This is a genomic window from Pseudomonas panipatensis (genome assembly GCF_900099785.1).
GTDB lineage: Bacteria > Pseudomonadota > Gammaproteobacteria > Pseudomonadales > Pseudomonadaceae > Pseudomonas > Pseudomonas panipatensis.
In genome coordinates this window covers 352,467-370,140 of sequence record NZ_FNDS01000005.1, presented here as the reverse complement: position 1 = coordinate 370,140, position 17,674 = coordinate 352,467, and the positions used below count along the sequence as shown (strand labels likewise).

Sequence of the window (17,674 nt, the reverse complement as noted above, 5' to 3'; positions counted from 1 at the left end):
AACGGCGACCCTTGGGTCGCCGTTTTGCTAAATAAGAAAGCGCTTACTTCTTCTTGCGAACGTAGAGCACCAGGTTGTGATCCACCAACTCGAAGCCGCGCTCCTTGACGATCTCCCGCTGGCGCTTCTCGATCTCCGAATCCATGAACTCGATGACCTCGCCGGTATCCACGCAGACCATGTGGTCGTGGTGACCGCCGTCGGCCAGCTCGAACACGGCATGACCACCATCGAAGTTGTGACGAACCACCAGGCCAGCGGCCTCGAACTGGGTCAGCACGCGATACACAGTGGCCAGACCAACATCCTCGCCAGCCTCCATCAGCGCCTTGTAAACATCCTCTGCGCTCATGTGCCGCTGCTCGGCGGAATCGAGCATCTGCAGGATCTTGACGCGCGGCAGCGTGACTTTCAGACCGACTTTGCGCAGTTCGTTATTTTCAACCATGTGTGCTTTCTCGGCGCAGGATGCTTCGCAGCATCCCTCAATGCAGGTATGATCGGGGTTTCATCGCCCAGCCAAGATAGTGGAAGTCACACCCCGATGCAAAACGCCAAGCTCATGCTGACCAGTCTCGCTTTCGCGATGGGACTAGCCGCACTCGCCGGTTGCTCTTTCCCGGGGGTATACAAGATCGACATCCAGCAGGGCAACGTCGTAACGCAGGACATGATAGACCAGTTGAAGCCGGGAATGACCCGACGCCAAGTGCGGTTTATCATGGGCAACCCGCTGATTGTCGACACCTTCCACCCGAATCGCTGGGACTACCTCTACAGCATTCAGCCGGGCGGTGGCCAACGCCAGCAGGAACGCGTCAGCCTGATGTTCAACGCCAACGATCAACTGATCGGCCTGAACGGCGACTTCCGCCCGGGCGTGAGCCGCGACGAGGCAATCCTCGGCAAAGAGGCCGGCCCCGCCAGCACATCGAGCCAGACGCAACAGCAGAAGCCCGAGCAACCCAAGGAGCAACCGGCCAAGCCAGGCTCCGTGGAAGAGCAACTGCAGCGCGAAGTCGACCAGATCAAGACGGTACCGGTGCCAACCCCGGAACCGCTGGAAAAGAGCCCGCAGTAACAGGCAGCGCCAGCAGCATGAAAAAAGCCCGGTCGATACCGGGCTTTTTCGTTTCCGCCGTCTCCGCTCAGCCCTTGGCCGCCCTGGCACGCGCCGCACGCTGTTTGCGCACTTCCTTGGGATCGGCAATCAGCGGACGGTAGATTTCCACCCGATCACCCTCCTCCAGCGCGCGGGACTCCGGCGCAGCGACGGCCTTGCCGAAGATGCCCAGCGGACAGTTGAGCACATCCAATTCGGGGAAGGCCGCGGCAATACCCGACAACACCACCGCCTTGCGCATTCGCGTGCCGCAGGGGACGCTCAGGCGGATCAGGCGCTGGCGCTCGGGTAGCGCACAGACCACCTCGACGGCGATGCTGCGCGGCTCAGCCATAGAGCTGCTTGGCCCTCTGGCAGAATGCATCGACCATGGTGTTGGCCGCCTGAGTGAACAGCGGCCCCAGGGTCGCCCTGACCAGCGCACCGGCATAGTCGAAGGTCAGGTCGAGGGTGATCTTGCAGGCCTTGTCGCCCAGCGCCTTGAAGGTCCAGACGCCATGCAACTCGGTGAACGGCCCCTCTTCCAGGTTCATCTCGATGCTCTGACCCGGCACCAGCACATTGCGCGTACTGAAATGCTGCGCCAGATTACCCTTGGCAACGCTCAACTCCGCGCGCATCGCCGTTTCGCTCGCCTCCAGCACCTTGCTGGCCGAGCACCACGGCAGGAACTCCGGGTAGCGCGCCACATCGTTGACCAGGTCGTACAGCGCTCTGGCGGGATACGGCAGCAGCGCCGAACGCTGGATATGCGTGCTCATAAGGGTCTCGCTTTCTTCAATAGTGGGATGCCCTGCTCGCCAATGCCGATCGGGTATCCGTCTGCGCAAAAACAGCGCGCATTCTCCGAGATTAGCCACGCCCCCTCAAGCTCGCCTCCTCAGCCATTCGGGAAAACGCCTGCGGCGCAACGCCCCGATAGCGGCGCGACGAGCGACTCCCTATAATGCGCGACCTATGGCTAAACAGAAGAAACACCCTGCGGGGACCATCGCGCAGAACAAGAAAGCTCTGCACGACTACTTCATCGAGCAACGCTTCGAGGCGGGCATCGCCCTGGCCGGCTGGGAGGTCAAGAGCCTGCGCGCCGGCAAGGCCCAACTGGTCGACAGCTACGTCCTGCTCAAGGACGGCGAAGCCTGGCTGCTGGGCAGCCACATCACGCCGCTGACCACCGCCAGCACCCACGTCATCGCCGATCCGGTGCGCACGCGCAAGCTGCTGCTGCACAAGCGCGAACTGGGCAAGCTGTTCGGCGCCGTGCAGCAGAAAGGCTACGCCTGCGTCGCGCTGTCGATGTACTGGAAGAAGCACCTGATCAAGTGCGAGATCGCCTTGGCCAAGGGCAAGAAGGAATACGACAAGCGCGACACCGAGAAGGAACGCGACTCCAATCGCGAGATCCAGCGCGCCATTCGTCACGGCAAGGACGACTGAAACCGCTTCGGCTCGGAGCACACCGGGCCACGCACCCCATCAAGCGCCGACCAGGCGCCTCGATGGGGATCGCCCATCCAGGCGATCCCAGCCCCTCAACCAACCGGCTCCGCCCTAGACGCCCAGCCGCCGCTGTGCGCGCTGCAAGCGTCGCGCCTCATCCTGGGCTTCTTCCAGCACCTCCTGGACATACAGGATGTGCCGATGGGAAATCGCCCTGGCCTCTTCCGCCCGCCCCTGCATGATCGCCTCGTACAATTCGCGATGCTGGCGCATCAGCTCTTCGCGGGTTTCCTCGCGCTGAGCGTACATGCCACCGATATTGGTCACCACGTTGTGCTTGAGCAGATCGAAGAGACCGCGAATGGTGTGCAGTAGCACCGTGTTGTGACTGGCCTCGGCGATCGCCAGGTGGAAGCTGGCATCGGCGGCCCCCTCCTCGTCACTGACCTTGTCGTTGCGCTGATAGCACGCCTGCAGCGTTTCGAACGCACTGGCCAGGCGCTGGTGATCGACCTCGGTGGCACGCTGCGCGGCGTAGTAGGCGCATGAGCCTTCCAGCGTGTGACGGAACTCCAGCAGATCGCGCTGCGCCTCCGGGTTGCTCTCCAGCAGATGCAGCAAGGGATCGCTGAAGGTCGAGCCGAGCGCCTCGGCGATATAGTTGCCACCGCCCTGGCGACTGACCAGCAAGCCCTTGGCGACCAGCTTCTGAATCGCCTCGCGCAAAGAGGGCCGCGATACACCGAATTGCTCGGCCAGCACGCGCTCGGCCGGCAAGCGTTCGCCAGCTTTCAAGGTGCCTTCGAGAATCATCGCCTCCAGACGCTCGACAATGTCGTCCGACAAGCGGCGCTGCCGCACCTGATTGAAGCCCATCTTTTCTTACCTCTTCAGACGTCTCGCCAACACCCGCGATTGCGCAAGGGGCGGCAGCCTAACCAGCCATACCAGTGACAACAAGCCTGATAACGCCGCCAACCGCCAGAGCGACAAAAGTTGTAGCAGCACAAATTGACAGCCCAGCGGGCATGCTTTTACCCTGAGCATCGTCATTTGTAAATTGGTATTACCAATTTATGAAGGATATTGCCGAGACAAGTGGTCCGCCTAATTTTCCCTCGCGCCGGGCGCGCAACGGAAATCCCACGACACGGCGCACGACTCCAAACCAAAAACAATTAGGAGCCTAACCAGCATGCATACCTGGCAGCAGATCTACACCCCGCTCGGCAGTCTCGGACTGTCCGCGCTGGTCGCCGTGATACCGATCGTCTTCTTCTTCCTCGCGCTCGCCGTCTTCCGCCTGAAGGGCCACATCGCTGGCACCATCACCCTGGCGCTATCCATCGTCATCGCCATCGCCGCCTACGGCATGCCTGTCGACAAGGCCCTGGCCGCCGCGGTCTACGGCTTCCTCTACGGACTCTGGCCGATCGCCTGGATCATCGTCGCCGCGGTCTTCCTCTATAAGCTGACGGTGAAGAGCGGCCAGTTCGAGGTGATTCGCAGCTCGGTCCTGTCGATCACCTCCGACCAGCGCCTGCAGGTGCTGCTGATCGGCTTCTCCTTCGGCGCCTTCCTCGAAGGCGCGGCCGGCTTCGGCGCGCCGGTGGCGATCACCGCCGCCCTGCTCGTCGGCCTCGGTTTCAACCCGCTGTATGCCGCCGGCATGTGCCTGATCGCCAACACCGCCCCGGTGGCGTTCGGCGCCCTGGGCATCCCGATCATCGTCGCCGGCCAGGTATCCGGCATCGACGCTTTCAAGATCGGCGCCATGGCCGGTCGCCAACTGCCGCTGCTGTCGCTGCTGGTGCCCTTCTGGCTGGTGTTCATGATGGACGGCCTGAAAGGCGTGAAGGAAACCTGGCCGGCCGCGCTGGTCGCCGGCGGCAGCTTCGCCGTCAGCCAGTACTTCACCTCCAATTTCATCGGCCCGGAACTGCCGGACATCACCTCCGCGCTGATCTCGCTGGTCTCCCTGACCCTGTTCCTCAAGATCTGGCAACCCGCCAGCGCCGCCGAGGTGGTCGGTGTCTCCGGCGGCGCCGCCGTGGCCGGCAGCGGCGGACGCGCACCACGCGCCGAACCCTCGCCCTACAGCGGCGGCGAGATCATCAAGGCCTGGTCGCCGTTCCTGATCCTCACCATCCTGGTCACCATCTGGACCCTGAAGCCGTTCAAGGCCATGTTCCTGCCGGGCGGCGCCCTCTACAGCCTGGTCTTCAACCTGCCGATCCCGGGCCTGGACCAACTGGTGATCAAGGGCGCGCCCATCGCCGCCAGCGCCACGCCGATCGCCGCGGTGTTCAAGTTCGACCCACTGTCCGCCACCGGCACCGCGATCCTGATCGCGGCGATCGTCTCGATGGGCATCCTGCGCATCGGTGCGAAAATTGGTCTGACCACTTTCAAGGAAACCCTGCTGGAACTGAAGTGGCCGATTCTTTCCATCGGCATGGTGCTGGCCTTCGCCTTCGTCACCAACTTCTCCGGCATGTCGACCACCCTGGCGCTGGTCCTCGCCGGCACCGGCGCGGCCTTCCCGTTCTTCTCGCCGTTCCTTGGCTGGCTGGGCGTGTTCCTGACCGGTTCGGACACTTCGTCGAACGCGCTGTTCGGCTCCCTGCAGGGCACCACCGCTCACCAGATCGGGGTCAACGACACCCTGCTGGTCGCCGCCAACACCACCGGCGGCGTGACCGGCAAGATGATCTCGCCGCAGTCCATCGCCGTGGCCTGCGCCGCGACTGGCATGGTCGGCAAGGAATCCGATCTGTTCCGCTTCACGCTGAAGCACAGCCTGCTGTTCGCCAGCGTGATCGGCCTGATCACCCTGGCCCAGGCCTACGTCTTCACGGGCATGCTGGTGCACTAAGCCACGCCGCCCGGACTCCGTCAGCGCGGCGTCCGGGCGGATTCGCCTCCACCCCGCCGTTACCTTCATTCGGTGCGCTTCTCCATGATCATCTCTGCCTCGACCGACTACCGCGCCGCAGCCCAACGCAAGCTGCCGCCCTTCCTCTTCCACTACGCCGACGGCGGCGCCTACGCCGAGCACACGCTGCGCCGCAACGTCGAAGATCTGGCCGGTGTCGCGCTGCGCCAGCGCGTGTTGAAGAACATGTCCGAACTGAGCCTGGAAACCCGCCTGTTCAACGAGACCCTGGCGATGCCCGTGGCGCTCGCTCCGGTGGGCCTGACCGGCATGTACGCGCGCCGTGGCGAAGTCCAGGCCGCCCGCGCGGCAGCGGCCAAGGGCATCCCCTTCACGATGTCGACGGTATCGGTGTGCCCGATCGAGGAAGTCGCACCGGCCATCGACCGTCCCATGTGGTTCCAGCTCTACGTGCTCAAGGACCGCGGCTTCATGCGCAACGCCCTGGAGCGCGCCAAGGCCGCCGGCGTGACCACCCTGGTGTTCACCGTCGACATGCCGGTGCCCGGCGCCCGCTACCGTGACGCGCACTCCGGCATGAGTGGCCCGAACGCGCCCATGCGCCGCATGTGGCAGGCCGTCACTCATCCGGCCTGGGCGTTGGACGTCGGTCTGCTCGGCCGCCCGCACGACCTCGGCAACATTTCCAAATACCGCGGCAACCCCACCGGCCTGGCCGACTACATCGGCTGGCTGGGCGCCAACTTCGATCCGTCGATTTCCTGGAAGGACCTGGAGTGGATTCGTGACTTCTGGCAGGGCCCGATGGTGATCAAGGGCATCCTCGACCCGGAAGATGCCAAGGACGCGGTCAAGTTCGGCGCCGACGGCATCGTCGTCTCCAACCACGGCGGCCGCCAGCTCGACGGCGTGCTGTCCAGCGCCCGCGCGCTGCCGGCGATCGCCGACGCGGTGAAGGGCGAGTTGGCTATCCTTGCCGACTCCGGCATCCGCACCGGCCTGGACGTGGTGCGCATGATCGCCCTCGGCGCCGACAGCGTGCTGCTCGGCCGTGCCTTCCTTTATGCCCTGGCGGTGGACGGCGAAGCCGGCGTGCGCAACCTGCTGGAGCTGATCGAGAAGGAAATGCGCGTGGCCATGGTGCTGACCGGCGCCAAGTCCATCAGCGAAATCAGCGCCGATTCGCTGGTTCGCGAGCTGGGTCGCTGAGCCCTGGCGAAAACCAGAAAGCCCGATTGTTGGGGCACGGCGCGACAGACGCCCAGGCCCGAGGAGAATGCATGAGCTTGCCCGCCGCGTTCGTCGATTGCGTGGAACACCTGATCCCGCGCGAACGACGCTTCGACGATCCCCTGTCGACCCTGGCCTTCGGGACCGACGCGAGTTTCTACCGGCTGATTCCCAAGCTGGTGATCCGCGTCGAGAGCGAGGACGAGGTCCGCACCCTGCTCAAGGCGGCCCATGCCGAGCAGGTCGCGGTGACCTTCCGCGCCGCCGGCACCAGCCTGTCCGGGCAGGCGGTGAGCGACTCGGTGCTACTGGTCCTGGGCGACAACTGGAACGGCCGCGACATCCGCCAGAGCGGCACGCAGATTCGCCTGCAGCCGGGCGTGATCGGCGCCCAGGCCAATGCCTGGCTGGCGCCCTTCGGCCGCAAGATCGGCCCCGACCCGGCGTCGATCAACGCCTGCAAGATCGGCGGCATCGTCGCCAACAACGCCAGCGGCATGTGCTGCGGCACCGCGCAGAACAGCTACCACACCCTGGCCGGGCTGCGCCTGTTGCTGGCCGACGGCAGCCTGCTGGACAGTGAAGACCCGGCCAGCGTCGAGGCCTTCCGCGCCAGCCATGGCGAACTGCTCGAACAACTCGCCGAACTCGGCCGGCAGACCCGCGCCAACACCGAGCTGGCGGCGAAGATCCGCCACAAGTACCGGCTGAAGAACACCACCGGGCTGTCGCTCAACGCCCTGGTCGACTTCGACCAGCCGCTGGACATCCTCACCCACCTGATGGTCGGCTCCGAGGGCACCCTCGGCTTCATCAGCGCGGTGACCTACGACACCGTGCCGGACCACCCGCACAAGGCCAGCGCGCTGATCGTCTTCCCCGACGTGGAAACCTGCTGCAAGGCCGTACCGGTGCTCAAGCAGCAGCCGGTGTCCGCCGTCGAACTGCTCGACCGCCGCAGCCTGCGCTCGGTGGAAAACATGCAGGGCATGCCGGCCTGGGTGAAGAGCCTGTCCGAAGGCGCCTGCGCGCTGCTCATCGAATCGCGCGCGGCGAGCCAGTCGCTGCTGCACGAGCAACTGGCGCAGATCATGGAGTCCATCGCCGAGTTTCCGGTGGAGAAGCAGGTCGACTTCAGCGAAGACCCGCAGGTCTACAACCAGCTCTGGCGCATCCGCAAGGACACCTTCCCGGCGGTCGGCGCGGTGCGCGAGACCGGCACCACGGTGATCATCGAAGACGTCACCTTCCCCGTCGAGCAACTGGCCGAGGGCGTCAACCGCCTGATCGCGCTGTTCGACAAGCATGGCTACGACGAAGCGATCCTGTTCGGCCACGCCCTGGAGGGCAACCTGCACTTCGTCTTCACCCAGGGCTTCGATTCGCCCGAGCAGGTCGCCCGCTACTCGGCCTTCATGGACGACGTGGCGCATCTGGTCGCAGTGGAATACGGCGGCTCGCTGAAAGCCGAACACGGCACCGGACGCAACATGGCGCCCTTCGTCGAACTGGAATGGGGCCACGATGCCTACCAGTTGATGTGGCAGCTCAAGCGCCTGCTCGACCCGCGCGGCATCCTCAACCCCGGCGTGGTGCTGACCGACGACCCGCAACTGCACCTGAAGAACCTCAAGCCGCTGCCGGCCGCCGACGCCATCGTCGACAAGTGCATCGAGTGTGGCTTCTGCGAGCCGGTGTGCCCGTCCAAGGGACTCACCCTCAGCCCGCGCCAGCGCATCGTCATGTGGCGTGATATCCAGGCCAAGCGCCGCGCCGGCATCGACACCCGCCAACTGGAACGCGACTACCAGTACCAGGGCATCGACACCTGCGCCGCCACCGGCCTCTGCGCCCAGCGTTGCCCGGTGAACATCAATACCGGCGAACTGGTTAAGAAGCTGCGTGGCGAACAGACCGGGCACGCCGGCAGCGCCACCTGGCTGGCACGCCATTTCGCCACGGCGATGCAGGGCGCGCGCTTCATGCTCCACGCCGCCAATGGCGCCCGTCGCCTGCTCGGCGCGCCGCGCCTGGCGCGGCTCAGCAGCACGCTGCACGAGGCCAGCAACGGCAAACTGCCGCAATGGACGCCAGCCATGCCGCAAGCGGTGCGCCTGCCCGCCGCGCCGCGCACGCTGGACGACAGCCGCCCGCGCGTGGTCTACCTGACCGCCTGCGTCTCGCGCGCCATGGGCCCGGCGGCGAGCGACGCAGAACAGGTGCCGCTGATCGACAAGACCCGCCAGCTGCTGGAGAAGGCCGGCTACCAGGTGGTCTTCCCGGACAACGCCGACAACCTCTGCTGCGGCCAGCCGTTCGCCTCCAAGGGCTACGCCCGGCAAGCCAACGACAAGCGCGACGAACTGCTCGCCGCCCTGCTCCAGGCCAGCCGCGGCGGGCTCGACCCGATCTACTGCGACACCAGCCCCTGCACCCTGCGCCTGGTCCAGGACCTGGCCGACAGCCGGCTGAAAATCTACGACCCGGTGAAGTTCATCCGCACCCACCTGGTCGAGCGCCTGGAGTTCCAGCCGCTCGACCAGCCGGTGGCGGTGCACGTCACCTGCAGCACCCAGCACCTGGGCGAAAGCCAGGCGCTGATCGACCTGGTCCAGCGCTGCACCCGCCAGGTGGTGATCCCGGAAGGCATCCACTGCTGCGGCTTCGCCGGCGACAAGGGTTTCACCACCCCGGAACTCAACGCCCACGCCTTGCGCAGCCTGAAAGATGCCGTGCAGTACTGCACGGAAGGCGTTTCCACCAGCCGCACCTGCGAGATCGGCCTGAGCGCCCACGGCGGCATCGACTACCACGGGGTGGTCTACCTGGTGGATCGGGTCACCCGGCCGCGCGCCTCTTAACTCACGCTTAAGCGATCCCTGCGAGGCTGTGCCACCATGGCGACGCTCCGGCTATCCTGATCTTTCCAGGATGGCCGGAGCCATCACGCGACAAGGGGGCACCATGAGAATCCTACTGGCCGAAGACGACCTGCTGCTCGGCGACGGCATCCGCGCCGGCCTCGGCCTGGAAGGCGACACCGTGGACTGGGTCACCGACGGCCTGGCCGCGGAGCAGGCATTGAGCACCGATGAGTTCGACCTGCTGGTGCTCGACCTCGGTCTGCCGCGCCGCGACGGCCTCGACGTATTGCGCGGCATGCGCCGCCGCGGCGACCTCACCCCGGTGCTGATCCTCACCGCCCGCGACAAGGTCGCCGACCGCGTCGCCGGACTCGACAGCGGCGCCGACGATTACCTGAGCAAGCCCTTCGACCTCGACGAACTGCTCGCCCGCGTGCGCGCCCTGACCCGCCGTCACACCGGCCGCGCGCAGCCGGCGCTGGAGCACGGCGAGCTGCGCCTCGACCCCGCCACCCACCAGGTCACCCTGGCCGGCGCGCCGGTCGAACTGGCGCCGCGCGAATACGCCCTGCTGCGCCTGTTGCTGGAACAGCGCGGCAAGGTGCTCTCGCGCACCCGCCTGGTGGAAGCCTTGTACGGCTGGGACGGCGAGTTGGAAAGCAACGCCATCGAGGTGCACGTGCACCACCTGCGGCGCAAGCTGGGCAACGAGCTGATCCGTACCGTGCGCGGCATCGGCTACGGTATCGACCGGCCGGCGGACAAGGCCTCGTCTTGAACAACGGCACCTCCCTGAACAAGCGCCCCCGCCGCGTCGGCTCGCTGAGCCGGCGCCTGCTGCTGCTGCTGATCGGCGGCGTTTCGCTGTGCTGGCTGCTCGCCGGCGCGCTGACCTACCACCTGATGCTGCGCCAGGTGAACCGCCTCTCCGACGAGGACATGATCGACTTCGGCGCGGCCGCCCTGCGCCTGGTCGACATCGCCGACGACGACGACCAGGCCAACAGCCTCGGCGACCTCATCACCCGCAGCCGCAAGGCCATCGAGGGCCTGCCGCTGCTCAAACGCGAATCGGCCCTGGGCTACTCGCTCTGGTACAAGGGCCAGCGCCTGTTCTCCACGCCCGACCTGCCGATGGGGGTCGAGGCACAAGGCGCCGGTTTCTCCGAAGTCAGCGATGGCGAGCGCAACTGGCGCGTCCTGCAGCTCAGCACCAGCGACCATAACGCGCGCATCTGGATCTTCGAGAACCTCCGCCACCGCAGCCACACCCTCCACCAACTGCTGCTCAGCGCACTGTTCCCGCTGATCCTCGCCCTGCCGCTGCTCGCCCTGCTGGTCTGGCTGGGCGTCAGCCGCGGCCTGGCGCCGCTACGCAGCCTCACGGCGCAGATCCACCTGCGCAACGCCACCAGCCTGCACCCACTGGCCCTGAGCAACGCGCCGGTGGAAGTGCACAGCCTGGTCAATGAACTCAACCTGCTGCTGGAACGCCTGAACATCGCCATGGAGGCCGAGCGCCGCCTGACCAGCGACGCGGCGCATGAAATCCGCACGCCGCTGGCCAGCCTGCGCACCCACGCCCAGGTCGCCCTGCGTTCCGCCGACCCGGCGGTGCATGCCCACGGCCTGCAGCAGGTCAGCCGCAGCGTCGAACGCATCAGCACGCTGATGGAACAGATTCTCCTGCTCGCGCGCCTGGACAACGAAGAACTGCACGAAAACTTCGATCGCGTCGACCTCGGCCTGCTCAGCGAGGAAACCATCGCCGACCTGGCGCCGCAGGCCATCGACAAGCACATCGAGCTGACCCTGGAGAACCAGGGCGCGGTGGTCATGGGCGTGCCGGTCTGGCTGGGCATCATGCTCGGCAACCTGGTCGGCAACGCCTTGCGCTACACCCCCGAAGGCGGCCGGGTGGAAATCCGCCTGAGCACCGACGGGCCGCGCGTCGACCTCTGGGTGCGCGACTCCGGGCCGGGCGTGGCGCCGAGCGAACACGCGGCGATCTTCACCCGCTTCTACCGCAGCCCCAACGCGGCCGCCGCCGGCGGAGGCAGCGGCCTGGGCCTGCCGATCGTCAAGCGCATCGTGGAGATCCACCACGGCCAGATCAGCCTGCACCCCGGTCTGGACGGCCAGGGCCTCGGCGTGCGCGTCGAGCTGCCGTCCGCCGACGGCAGTACCGGGCCAAGCAACGATAAGCCGGGCTGAGCATCGGGTATTCGCGGTTCCGCTGTTCCTCCCCCACCCCGGCCCAGCGCCTAAGATGGGGCGAGCCCGGCCATCGGCCACCTAGAACAAGAAACGGACCGCTCCCATGCCTCTCTCCCCCCAGCCTATCGCCAGCCCGCCCATCACCTGCCTGCTGATCGCCAATCGCGGCGAGATCGCCATTCGCATCGCGCGCGCCGCCGGCGAACTCGGCCTGCGCAGCGTCGCCGTCTATGCCGAGGACGACGCCGCCTCGCTGCACACCCGCCAGGCCGACACCGCCGTGGCCCTGCGCGGGCGCGGCGCCAGCGCCTACCTGGACATGCAGCAACTGATCGCGGTGGCCCTGGCCGAGGGCTGCGACGCCGTGCATCCCGGCTACGGCTTCCTCTCCGAGAACGCCGAGTTCGCCCGCCGCTGCGAGGCCGCCGGCCTGCGCTTCGTCGGCCCTGACGCGGACACCCTCGAACAGCTCGGCGACAAGGCCCGCGCCCGCGAACTGGCCAGCCAGCATGGCGTTGCGTTGGCCAGCGGCACCAACCGGCCAACCTCGCTGGCGGAAGCCGAAGACTTCTTCGCCACCCTGCCGAGCGGCGCTGGGATGATGATCAAAGCCCTGGCCGGTGGCGGCGGACGCGGCATGCGCGCGGTGCGGCGGCGCGAGGAGATCGCCGACGCCTATGCGCGCTGCCAGTCCGAAGCGCGCGCCGCGTTCGGCAGCGATGCGCTCTACGTCGAGCGCCTGATCGAGCGCGCGCGGCACATCGAAGTGCAGGTCATCGGCGACGGCAGCGGCCAGGTCAGCCACCTCTGGGAGCGCGACTGCAGCCTGCAACGGCGCCAGCAGAAGCTGGTCGAAATCGCCCCGGCGCCCGGCCTGCATCCGCGCCTGCGCGGTGCCATCCTCGCCGCCGCCCTGCGCCTCGCCGAAGCGGTGCGCTATCGCGGCCTGGGCACCTTCGAATTCCTCCTCGACGACGCCAGCGGCGACTTCCTGTTCATGGAAGCCAACCCGCGCCTGCAGGTGGAGCACACCGTCACCGAAGCGGTCACCGGTATCGACCTGGTGCAGGCGCAATTGCGCATTGCCGGCGGCGCCAGCCTCGCCGACCTCAGGCTAAGCCAGGCGGACATCCCGCCGCCGCGCGGTGTCGCCGTGCAACTGCGGATCAACCTGGAAAGCCTTGGCGCCGATGGCACGCCGCACCCGGCCAGCGGCCTGCTCAGCGCCTATCAGCCACCCAGCGGGCCGGGCCTGCGCGTCGACGGCTATGGCTACGCCGGCTATCGCACCAGCGCCGGCTACGATTCGCTGCTGGCCAAGCTGATCGCCCAGGCCGAGGACTATCCACAGGCCCTGCGCCGCGCCTACCGGGCGCTCTGCGAATTCCACCTGGAGGGCGTGGCGAGCAATATCCCGCTGCTGCTCAACCTGCTGCGCCAACCCGAACTGCCCGACTACCAGGTGCACACGCGGCTCATCGAGGAACGCCTGCCGGCCCTGCTGGCGGCGCAGCCCGAAGCCCACCCGCACCGCTGGTTCGCCCAGGCCGCGGCGGCTCACGCCACGCCAGTGCTGGACATACCGCCCGGCTGCCAGGCCCTCGAAGCCCCCAGCGCGGGCGTACTGGTCAGCCTGTTGCCGGCCCCCGGCGAGGCTGTGGCCAAGGATCAGCCGATCGCCGTGGTCGAAGCCATGAAAATGGAATTCGAGGTCAAGGCCAGCGCCAGCGGCATCGTCCACAGCCTGGCGGCGACGCCCGGCGACAGCCTCGAAGCCGGCACGCCACTGCTGTTCATCGAGCCGGCGGACGTCGCCAGCCTGGCCGTCGATCAGGCCGCGCAAGTCGACCTCGCGCACATCCGCGCCGACCTTGCCGAGGTCATCGAACGCCATGCCATGGGCCGCGACGAGCGGCGGCCGGAGGCCATCGGCAAGCGCCACGCGGCCGGCAAACGCAGCGCCCGGGAAAACCTCGACGACCTGCTCGACCCCGACAGCTTCATCGAGTACGGCGCCCTGGCCATCGCCGCGCAACGGCGCCGGCGCAGCCTCGACGAACTCCAGGCGATCAGCCCGGCGGACGGCCTGGTCAGCGGCCTGGGCAGCGTCAACGCGGCGCTGTTCGGCGAAGAGCAGGCACGCTGCCTGGCGCTGGCCTACGACTACACGGTGTTCGCCGGCACCCAGGGGGTGATGAACCACAAGAAGACCGACCGCATGCTGCACCTGGCCGAACAGTGGCGGGTGCCGCTGGTGCTGTTCGCCGAAGGCGGCGGCGGACGTCCCGGCGACACGGACTACCTCGGCGTCGCCGGGCTCGACTGCGCCAGCTTCATGGGCATGGCCCGGCTCTCCGGGCTGGTGCCGCTGGTGGGCATCGCCAGTGGCCGCTGCTTCGCCGGCAACGCCGCGCTGCTCGGCTGCTGCGATGTGATCATCGCCACCCGCGACAGCAGCATCGGCATGGCCGGGCCGGCGATGATCGAAGGCGGCGGCCTCGGCCGCTACGCCGCCGAGGAGGTCGGGCCGAGCCAGGTGCAGGCGCCCAACGGGGTGATCGACGTGCTGGTCGAGGACGAAGCCGAAGCCACCCGCATCGCCCGTCAGTACCTCGGTTACTTCCAGGGCGACTTGAGCGACTGGCAATGCGCCGACCAGCGCCGGTTGCGCCATGCGGTGCCGGAAAACCGCCTGCGCGCCTACGACATTCGCCAGGTCATCGACACCCTGGCCGACCAGGACTCGGTGCTGGAGCTGCGCCGACAGTTCGCCCCAGGCATGCTCACCGCCCTGGTGCGCATCGCCGGCAAGCCCTTCGGCCTGATCGCCAACAACCCCACGCACCTGGGCGGCGCCATCGACGCCGCCGCCGGCGACAAGGCCGCGCGCTTCATGCAACTCTGCGATGCCTTCGACCTGCCCATCGTGTCGCTCTGCGACACCCCCGGCTTCATGGTCGGCCCGGAGGCGGAAAAACAGGGCACGGTGCGCCACGTCTCGCGCCTGTTCGTCACCGCCGCCAGCCTCAGCGTGCCCTTCTTCACCGTGGTCCTGCGCAAAGGCTACGGCCTGGGCGCCATGGCCATGGCCGCCGGCAGCTTCCATGCCGCGCTCTTCACCGTGGCCTGGCCCAGCGGCGAGTTCGGCGCCATGGGCCTGGAAGGCGCGGTGCGCCTGGGTTACGCCAAGGAACTGGGCGCCGTGGAAGACCCGCAGGAACGCCAGGCGCTGTTCGACAAGATGGTCGCCGCCGCCTACCGCAACGGCAAAGGCCTGAACATGGCCAGCTTCCTTGAAATCGATGACGTCATCGACCCGGCCGATACCCGCCGCTGGCTGCTGCGCGGCCTGGCCTCGACGCCGAAGCCGGAAAGACGCACGGGTAAGAAACGTCCGCTAATCGACACATGGTGAAACAAAGCCTTGAGCATGCCGCGCGATTCGCTAGAATGCGCGGCGTCATTGGGGAGTAGCCGCCCAACCGGCAGACGCCGGTGGGGACCACGCCAACATCCTTGGCCCGCAGGCCATGGTGTGGTCAGCGCGAGCCTGGCAAGACCTTTGACCATGCAGCCTCCGCAACGGCCGGGGAGGTGCATGGTCATGGGTACTACACCGGCCGGGAGTTCCACCGTGATCCACCCTGTTGCTTCCGCCCCGCTCTTCGCCATCGAGGAGTACGCCGCATGCTGACCTTCATCCTCGAACTGCTCGGCATGCTCCTGCTGATCCTGGTTGCCGCCGAACTCTTCACCAACGCCCTGGAACACTTCGGCGAACGCCTGGGGATTTCCGAAGGCGTCACCGGCTCCCTGTTCGCCGCCATCGGCACCGCCCTGCCGGAAACCCTGGTGCCGCTGCTGGCACTGCTGGCCGGCACCAGCAACGTATCGGTCAACGAGGAAGTCGGCGTCGGCGCCATCCTCGGCGCGCCCCTGATGCTCTCCACCCTGTCCACCTGCCTGATGGCCCTGGCCATCCTCAAGCGCCGTGGCCTGCGTGGTCGGGTGCAACCGGAACGCAGCGGCCTGCTGCGCGACCTGAACTTCTTCCTGGTCGCCTTCTGCCTCGCCGCGGTGGCCATGTTCGTGCCCTCGCAACTGCACAGCTACCGCATCGGCCTGAGCGTCCTGCTGGTGGCGACCTACATCGGCTACATCACCCTGACCCTGCGCGCCTCGCGCGACCTGGTGGAAGACGGCCACGGCACCGAAGCGGAAGCGCCCATGCTGCTGTCGCGCCTCGGCCTGCCGACCAACGCCGTCACCATCGTCCTGCAACTGGCCCTCGGCCTGCTCCTGCTGGTGCTCGGCGCCAAGGGCTTCATCCACGGCGTGGAAGGCCTGTCGCACCTGCTCGGGGTCTCCGCCCTGCTGCTCTCGCTGCTGATCATCCCGATCGCCACCGAGCTGCCGGAAAAGATCAACAGCATCCTCTGGGTGCGCCGCGGCAAGGACACCCTGGCCTTCGGCAACATCACCGGCGCCATGGTCTTCCAGGGCACCCTGCTGCCCGCCATCGGCATCCTGCTGACCCCCTGGGAGCCGCGCATCGAAGTCCTCACCGGCGTGCTGGTGACCCTGGGCGCGGCACTCTGGCTGCGCCTGAACGTGCGCCAGAACGGCCTGCCGGTGTGGGTGCTGCTGGGCAACGGTGTGCTCTACGTCGCCTACCTGACGATCACCCTGAGCCGCTGAGCGGCGTCCTGCAAGCTCGGGCATAGCGCCTAAACTGTCGGGGTCCGGCAGTCATCCCACGGATGACTGCCGCCACACCGTGTTAAGGAGAGGCCATGAAAATCCTGGTAGTGCTCACTTCCCATGACCAGCTGGGCGACACCGGCAAGAAAACCGGTTTCTGGCTGGAGGAATTCGCCGCGCCCTATTACGTGTTCAAGGACGCCGGCGCCGACCTGACGCTCGCATCGCCCAAGGGCGGCCAGCCGCCGCTGGACCCGAAGAGCGACGCCCCGGAGGCGCAGACCCCGGCCACCGAACGCTTCCGCCAGGACCCCGAGGCCCAGGCCGCGCTGGCCAACACCCGGCGCCTCAGCGAGGTGCGCGAAGAGGACTACGATGCCATCTTCTACCCCGGTGGCCACGGCCCGCTCTGGGACCTCGCCGAAGACCGCGACTCCATCGCCCTGATCGAAGCCTTCGCCGCCGCCGGCAAGCCGGTCTCGGCGGTCTGCCACGCCCCCGGCGTACTGCGCCATGCGAAGAACGGCGACGGCCTGCCCCTGGTCAACGGCCGCCATGTCACCGGCTTCTCCAACAGCGAGGAAGACGCCGTCGGCCTCAGCCAGGTGGTGCCATTCCTAGTCCAGGACGCGCTCAAAGCCAACGGCGCGCGCTACAGCAAGGCCGACGACTGGCAGAGCCACGTCGAAGTCGACCGCCTGCTGATCACCGGGCAGAACCCCGCCTCCTCCGAGGCCGTGGCCGAAGCCGTGCTCAAGCTGCTCGGCTGAAACGCACCACCCGCCGCTCCGATTGGACCTTGGAGCGGCTTTCCCGTAGAATCGGCCCCGACCTTCACAGGTTTCTGGGGCCGATTAGGATTCGACGCCGGTAACGAAACTTGAGGGGCATGCCGAGTAGGTGACAGTTCTCGTAAATCCGCTGCCACACTTTCATAGTTGCCAACGACGACAACTACGCTCTGGCCGCCTAAGGGCGCCAGCTGACCCTAGGGGATGCCTGTAAACCCGAAGATTTGGTCAGTCATATAGAACGGGATCGCCGCCAAGTTCGCTGTAGACGTAACGGCTAAAACTCATACAGCTCGCTCCAAGCACCCTGCCACTCGGGCGGCGCGGAGTTAACTCAGTAGAGACGGCTAAGCATGTAGAACCAATAGCGGAGAGCTGGCGGACGGGGGTTCAAATCCCCCCGGCTCCACCA

General features: G+C 66.9%; 14 protein-coding genes, 1 other RNA gene and 1 riboswitch. Of the genes, 11 read left to right on the top strand and 4 right to left on the bottom strand.

Going from position 1 to position 17,674, the window contains the following annotated elements; translation table 11 throughout:
* Positions 1-43: 43 nt before the first annotated feature.
* Positions 44-448, bottom strand: a complete 405-nt coding sequence (gene fur / locus BLQ74_RS14355; RefSeq protein WP_090263256.1) for a ferric iron uptake transcriptional regulator — start codon at positions 446-448, stop codon at positions 44-46.
* Between the two features lie 96 nt (positions 449-544).
* On the opposite strand from fur, the gene BLQ74_RS14350 reads away from it, so the two are divergent.
* The gene (locus BLQ74_RS14350; RefSeq protein ID WP_090263255.1) at positions 545-1,081 is read left to right on the top strand and encodes an outer membrane protein assembly factor BamE; all 537 of its coding nucleotides are present in this window, start codon (positions 545-547) and stop codon (positions 1,079-1,081) included.
* Positions 1,082-1,148: 67 nt separating this feature from the next.
* Here the strand turns inward: BLQ74_RS14350 and BLQ74_RS14345 are convergent, their stop codons facing one another.
* Both BLQ74_RS14345 and BLQ74_RS14340 read right to left on the bottom strand, forming a co-directional pair.
* Entirely contained in the window at positions 1,149-1,457 is a 309-nt protein-coding gene (locus BLQ74_RS14345; protein WP_090263254.1) for an RnfH family protein, read from the bottom strand.
* The gene (locus BLQ74_RS14340) at positions 1,450-1,884 is read right to left on the bottom strand and encodes a type II toxin-antitoxin system RatA family toxin (RefSeq protein WP_090263253.1); all 435 of its coding nucleotides are present in this window, start codon (positions 1,882-1,884) and stop codon (positions 1,450-1,452) included. Before BLQ74_RS14340 ends, BLQ74_RS14345 begins: the two co-directional genes overlap by 8 nt.
* 196 nt (positions 1,885-2,080) lie before the next feature.
* On the opposite strand from BLQ74_RS14340, the gene smpB reads away from it, so the two are divergent.
* Entirely contained in the window at positions 2,081-2,560 is a 480-nt protein-coding gene (gene smpB / locus BLQ74_RS14335; RefSeq protein WP_090263252.1) for an SsrA-binding protein SmpB, read from the top strand.
* Positions 2,561-2,674: 114 nt separating this feature from the next.
* On the opposite strand, the gene BLQ74_RS14330 is transcribed toward smpB, so the two are convergent.
* Positions 2,675-3,439 (bottom strand): FCD domain-containing protein, encoded by a 765-nt coding sequence (locus BLQ74_RS14330; protein WP_090263251.1) that lies wholly within the window; start codon positions 3,437-3,439, stop codon positions 2,675-2,677.
* A gap of 319 nt (positions 3,440-3,758) precedes the next feature.
* Here BLQ74_RS14330 and BLQ74_RS14325 point away from each other — a divergent pair, with 319 nt between their 5' ends.
* The 9 genes from BLQ74_RS14325 (at position 3,759) to ssrA (ending at position 17,674) form a co-directional block, all read left to right on the top strand.
* The gene (locus BLQ74_RS14325) at positions 3,759-5,438 is read left to right on the top strand and encodes a lactate permease LctP family transporter (RefSeq protein WP_090263250.1); all 1,680 of its coding nucleotides are present in this window, start codon (positions 3,759-3,761) and stop codon (positions 5,436-5,438) included.
* 84 nt (positions 5,439-5,522) lie between these two features.
* The gene (gene lldD, locus BLQ74_RS14320) at positions 5,523-6,668 is read left to right on the top strand and encodes an FMN-dependent L-lactate dehydrogenase LldD (protein ID WP_090263371.1); all 1,146 of its coding nucleotides are present in this window, start codon (positions 5,523-5,525) and stop codon (positions 6,666-6,668) included.
* 71 nt (positions 6,669-6,739) lie between these two features.
* Entirely contained in the window at positions 6,740-9,550 is a 2,811-nt protein-coding gene (locus BLQ74_RS14315; protein ID WP_090263249.1) for an FAD-binding and (Fe-S)-binding domain-containing protein, read from the top strand.
* Between the two features lie 103 nt (positions 9,551-9,653).
* Entirely contained in the window at positions 9,654-10,331 is a 678-nt protein-coding gene (locus tag BLQ74_RS14310) for a response regulator (protein WP_090263248.1), read from the top strand.
* Positions 10,328-11,767, top strand: a complete 1,440-nt coding sequence (locus BLQ74_RS14305; protein WP_244507196.1) for a sensor histidine kinase — start codon at positions 10,328-10,330, stop codon at positions 11,765-11,767. The genes BLQ74_RS14310 and BLQ74_RS14305 overlap by 4 nt, the downstream gene beginning before the upstream one ends.
* A gap of 106 nt (positions 11,768-11,873) precedes the next feature.
* On the top strand, positions 11,874-15,185 hold the full coding sequence (locus tag BLQ74_RS14300) for an acetyl-CoA carboxylase family protein (RefSeq protein ID WP_090263247.1): 3,312 nt from the start codon (positions 11,874-11,876) through the stop codon (positions 15,183-15,185).
* A gap of 38 nt (positions 15,186-15,223) precedes the next feature.
* Positions 15,224-15,394, top strand: a riboswitch (yybP-ykoY riboswitch).
* Between the two features lie 63 nt (positions 15,395-15,457).
* The gene (locus BLQ74_RS14295; RefSeq protein ID WP_090263246.1) at positions 15,458-16,468 is read left to right on the top strand and encodes a sodium:calcium antiporter; all 1,011 of its coding nucleotides are present in this window, start codon (positions 15,458-15,460) and stop codon (positions 16,466-16,468) included.
* Between the two features lie 95 nt (positions 16,469-16,563).
* Positions 16,564-17,241 (top strand): type 1 glutamine amidotransferase domain-containing protein, encoded by a 678-nt coding sequence (locus tag BLQ74_RS14290; protein ID WP_090263245.1) that lies wholly within the window; start codon positions 16,564-16,566, stop codon positions 17,239-17,241.
* A 76-nt stretch (positions 17,242-17,317) separates the two neighbouring features.
* Positions 17,318-17,674: a transfer-messenger RNA gene (gene ssrA / locus BLQ74_RS14285) on the top strand.

Bases quoted from the DNA above. Each gene is read 5' to 3' on its own strand.
- fur (WP_090263256.1), bottom strand. From the start codon at position 448: ATGGTTGAAAATAACGAACTGCGCAAAGTCGGTCTGAAAGTCACGCTG.
- BLQ74_RS14350 (WP_090263255.1), top strand. From the start codon at position 545: ATGCAAAACGCCAAGCTCATGCTGACCAGTCTCGCTTTCGCGATGGGA.
- BLQ74_RS14345 (WP_090263254.1), bottom strand. From the start codon at position 1,457: ATGGCTGAGCCGCGCAGCATCGCCGTCGAGGTGGTCTGTGCGCTACCC.
- BLQ74_RS14340 (WP_090263253.1), bottom strand. From the start codon at position 1,884: ATGAGCACGCATATCCAGCGTTCGGCGCTGCTGCCGTATCCCGCCAGA.
- smpB (WP_090263252.1), top strand. From the start codon at position 2,081: ATGGCTAAACAGAAGAAACACCCTGCGGGGACCATCGCGCAGAACAAG.
- BLQ74_RS14330 (WP_090263251.1), bottom strand. From the start codon at position 3,439: ATGGGCTTCAATCAGGTGCGGCAGCGCCGCTTGTCGGACGACATTGTC.
- BLQ74_RS14325 (WP_090263250.1), top strand. From the start codon at position 3,759: ATGCATACCTGGCAGCAGATCTACACCCCGCTCGGCAGTCTCGGACTG.
- lldD (WP_090263371.1), top strand. From the start codon at position 5,523: ATGATCATCTCTGCCTCGACCGACTACCGCGCCGCAGCCCAACGCAAG.
- BLQ74_RS14315 (WP_090263249.1), top strand. From the start codon at position 6,740: ATGAGCTTGCCCGCCGCGTTCGTCGATTGCGTGGAACACCTGATCCCG.
- BLQ74_RS14310 (WP_090263248.1), top strand. From the start codon at position 9,654: ATGAGAATCCTACTGGCCGAAGACGACCTGCTGCTCGGCGACGGCATC.
- BLQ74_RS14300 (WP_090263247.1), top strand. From the start codon at position 11,874: ATGCCTCTCTCCCCCCAGCCTATCGCCAGCCCGCCCATCACCTGCCTG.
- BLQ74_RS14295 (WP_090263246.1), top strand. From the start codon at position 15,458: ATGCTGACCTTCATCCTCGAACTGCTCGGCATGCTCCTGCTGATCCTG.
- BLQ74_RS14290 (WP_090263245.1), top strand. From the start codon at position 16,564: ATGAAAATCCTGGTAGTGCTCACTTCCCATGACCAGCTGGGCGACACC.